This window comes from Shewanella inventionis (assembly GCF_014641855.1).
Taxonomy (GTDB): Bacteria; Pseudomonadota; Gammaproteobacteria; order Enterobacterales; family Shewanellaceae; genus Shewanella; species Shewanella inventionis.
Genome location: NZ_BMII01000082.1, coordinates 1 through 3640, shown reverse-complemented (window position 1 = coordinate 3640; position 3640 = coordinate 1). Strand labels below are relative to the sequence as shown.

Annotated in this window: 4 protein-coding genes and 1 pseudogene; 4 read left to right on the top strand and 1 reads right to left on the bottom strand. The window is 39.6% G+C overall.

The features are described 5' to 3' along the window. Positions 1 to 193: 193 nt before the first annotated feature. The 4 genes and pseudogenes from IEW93_RS21560 to IEW93_RS21540 all read left to right on the top strand — a co-directional run. A pseudogene (locus IEW93_RS21560) lies at positions 194 to 613 on the top strand (type II toxin-antitoxin system HipA family toxin); the annotation flags it as partial. 649 nt (positions 614 to 1262) lie between these two features. Then, a complete protein-coding gene (locus tag IEW93_RS21555; RefSeq protein ID WP_188741255.1) occupies positions 1263 to 1409 on the top strand; it encodes a hypothetical protein in 147 nt (48 codons plus the stop codon). Positions 1410 to 2141: 732 nt separating this feature from the next. Continuing rightward, entirely contained in the window at positions 2142 to 2411 is a 270-nt protein-coding gene (locus IEW93_RS21545; RefSeq protein ID WP_123776315.1) for a type II toxin-antitoxin system TacA family antitoxin, read from the top strand. Beyond that, on the top strand, positions 2408 to 2941 hold the full coding sequence (locus IEW93_RS21540; RefSeq protein WP_137224162.1) for a GNAT family N-acetyltransferase: 534 nt from the start codon (positions 2408 to 2410) through the stop codon (positions 2939 to 2941). Before IEW93_RS21545 ends, IEW93_RS21540 begins: the two co-directional genes overlap by 4 nt. 277 nt (positions 2942 to 3218) lie before the next feature. Here IEW93_RS21540 and IEW93_RS21535 read toward each other — a convergent pair whose 3' ends face one another. Then, a complete protein-coding gene (locus tag IEW93_RS21535) occupies positions 3219 to 3563 on the bottom strand; it encodes an HEM-1/HEM-2 family protein (RefSeq protein WP_229706744.1) in 345 nt (114 codons plus the stop codon). Positions 3564 to 3640 lie beyond the last annotated feature (77 nt).

The following is a 3640-nucleotide window of genomic DNA, read 5'->3' as shown; positions in this document are numbered from 1 at the left end:
CGCTGCTAAAGTGATCCTAAATCGCTATTTACGCGAATTAGAGCAAGCGGCATAAGTAATTAATCAGGTTCGGGCAGAGCCGTAGCGTCTGTGAAGTGAATTGCATTAGCGATCAGCAGCAGAAAGTCGATGATAAAGTAATTTATTATCGCCTGTATTCAGGAATCCCCGTCATTCATGGCGGGGAGCATGTCAAGGAGCTAGCTATCTTGAAATAGCAGAGTTTCTTTCCAATCAGGGCTCGCAAACGAAAACAGATCTTGCCCAATTATGGCGACGAATAGTATTTAATATTGCGGTGTCTAATACAGATGATCACCTTCGTAATCATGGTTTTCTATTAACCGGCAAGGGTTGGAAGCTATCACCTGCTTACGATTTAAACCCCATAGTGGGTAAAAAAGGCCTTCACTTGAACATTACAGAGTCAGATAATGCATTGGATTATCAGCTTGCTTTTGATGTAATAGATTTTTTCAGGCTAACTCAAATCGAAGCAATGAAAATCTACGATGAGGTGTTAAATACAGTGAAGCAGTGGCAGCAAGTTGCCCAGCGTTTAGGGATCAGCCGGGCAGAGCAAACCATGAAGGAAGAAGCCTTTAATGTTTGATAGTCTTCTTGAGTAAAAAGACACTTTTATTGAAAATCTAGATCGGGTGATGGATATATCACGTCAATTAACACATAGATGTCGCGTCAATTAGGGCGTCTATTATTTGAGCTATATGGACTATGAACTTCGCAGGGTGATCCATACACCTCATACTAAACCAATCTTCTTCAGGTATTGTATTGTCAAGGATGCGAGCGAAGCGAGTACCAGTATGGTTTGTCCTTGATAATATAAGGGCCTGATGAAATAATGACCTATGAGGCGTATTCTAATTGACGCTAAGTTGGCTTTCTAGTTGTCGTCTTACAGATGGAGAATGTGTTATTACGACTTATTCCACTGATTGGAGCGTAGTCATTGTTTGAGCAATAGTGACGGTAAGGGAAATGCTTTAGTTTTCGAGAAACTTTTTTATTTTCAATCATATTATTTAAATGGTATTGAGATCTTACCTCTAGAGCACAAGAGGTAAAATCAAAGACAGATACCTGGTGCACCTGGAAGCTAGCAATGAAGTTTTGCCCTGAACTCATTAAATCAACCTAACGTGTCACGCTCAATTAAAAAGCTCGTAGCAACAGGCTTATTAAAGTCTGAAGGTCTTAATATTTTTTCAATCGATATGAAATAAAAAATGGAAATGACGATGACTAGCTTAGATGCGCTTAAACAGAAAATATTATTAAATCCAGAAGCTAAAGCTGAGTATGAGGCTTTGTTGAAAGCGGAACAGGAGAAGCTAAAAGTCAATGGCTCTACGCTCATAGATAAGTCTATAGGTGCTCAAGGTTAGCCGTAGCAAAAAATTCAGCGATTTCACGTTGGATGAGTTATCACGCTTAGCCGCTAAGGCCATGCTGCTAGAAAATTGGTGTTATATACCGCCAAGCAAACCGTAGCAAGCTTCCATGAGGTATGGGCGAAAGAAAAAGCGCATTTACCACTTATCAAGTCGATGATTGAAACAATCGAGACACACTTACGAAGCATACCGCTACGCTAGAATGAGAACCGGCGCGTTCAAAAATGCCTGTTTGCCCACCAAACTGCCCACCACTTACCTATGGCTTTTACCAAATCTTAGTGGAGCTTCTTGGTTTTCTATTAATGGATACAATAGTGGCCATTTTTTCGCTTGTTCTATGCGATAGGTTATGAGTCAGCAGAAAACTCACCTAACCTCAAATGAACATCATAGTATCCACGACTGATAAGCCTAAGTTGTGCGTTTATAATAAAGTTTGATATTTTTTGCGTTTTTTATAAAGAAGCCAGTTAAGAACTAACATATTTATGCCCCTTTATTCGCTAAAGTGTAGTAAATACTCATTCACATGTTGTTAATGTGCATTTGCCATACTAAGAGTTATCTGAACTCAGCTCCCGACGAATTAATGCATCTCAGTGTCGTATCGAGATTATTACGCTTTTTATAATCCGTAATCTTTCCGTACAAGTTGAATGTGTTCAATGTTTGAACTATAATCTCTTTCGTTACGGAATACGTCCGTACACTGGAGGAGTTATGGCAACAGCACGTTTAGATATCCGTCTTGATGAAGAGATAAAAGCGAAAGCAGAAAAGGCATCAGCATTGCTTGGTCTGAAAAGTTTAACTGAATATGTAGTTAGGCTTATGGACGAAGATGCAACAAACGTAATTGAGAAGCACGAAGGTATCGTGGTTCAAGATAGTGTCTTTGACGCATTTATGGCTGCTTGTAACAAAGCAAAATCGCCAAATCAAGCTTTGTTGAATGCTGCAAAATTCACAGATGAGAGCGGTATCAAGTGAGTTGGGGTAAAGAGTTCGTAGAACTTAGTAAATCATATCACGACCGCAATTCATTCGACTGTGGTGAGCAAGAGCTAAATACATTTATCAAAACTCAAGCAGCAAAGCATATGGAAGCAGGTATTAGTCGAACAATGATTCTCCCTAGTGCTCAGCCATTGCTTAATCAGAAGTTTGCAATATGTGCATTTTACAGTGTTGCGCCTAGCTCAATCAATCGAGAAACCTTACCAGAGCAACTAGCAAAGAAACTTCCTCGATACCCAATTCCAGTGTTTCTTTTAGCTCAGTTAGCTGTGCATAAGGAATTTCACGGCTCTGGGCTAGGAAAAGTCAGTTTAATCCGTGCTCTGAAGTACCTTTGGGAAGTTAACCACCATATGAGGGCTTATGCTATTGTCGTGGACTGTCTCACTGATCCAGCACAGGCATTCTATACAAAATTTGGCTTTGAAGTATTGTGTGAACATAATGGACGCATTCGCATGTTTCTACCAATGAAAACGATAGAAAGACTTTTTAACCAATGAGTTAATAATTAGGCAGTGCTTAATCCTGAACTCGTTGTAGATCAAGGCTGTATGACAGTAAGCTAGCGCGTCCATGTTCTGGTAAGAGCTAGTTAATCCTGTTAGCTCAAAAATGTCCAAAAGTGAGAGGGAAAATGATCAAACTTTATAAATACCACGTTACATGTAACTAACTCTATGTAATTGTTTTATATGGATTTGTTTGTTGTTGCGATTTTATTGAAATTAAACCATCAAGTAATCTCAGTAAATCTATTGATTTTAGCTTTTAATACAATTACTTACTACAATATAACTGTGTAACATTGCTGTTTTTAGCACTAACACCACTTAACACCATATTTTTCCGTATTAACGTAGCGTTTTGCGATTGAACCTTAGATAACATGGCTTTTAACTCCTCGACCTCAGTTCGAAGTTCTCGATTGCGCTCTTTGTATTCATTCAGCTCAATTTGCTTGGCATCACGCTGCTGTCGAATAGCTTTATTCACACCACCTTTAATACGCTCTAACAGGTCAGGGCAATCGCGATGAATCAACGCTCGGCTTACGCCAGCTTCTTCGGCAACGGCTGCGTAATACCATGATGCCGATCGGTCAATACCATTCAAGCCGATCACTTTTTTGTTCGCCAGTAGACCTCCGTAAAATCTAGCTTCAGTGATCGGCTTCAGTCAAGGTATTTAGTTTTTTTCGC

Coding starts and splice junctions, on each gene's coding strand:
- IEW93_RS21545 (WP_123776315.1), top strand. CDS start 2,142: ATGGCAACAGCACGTTTAGATATCCGTCTTGATGAAGAGATAAAAGCG.
- IEW93_RS21555 (WP_188741255.1), top strand. CDS start 1,263: ATGACTAGCTTAGATGCGCTTAAACAGAAAATATTATTAAATCCAGAA.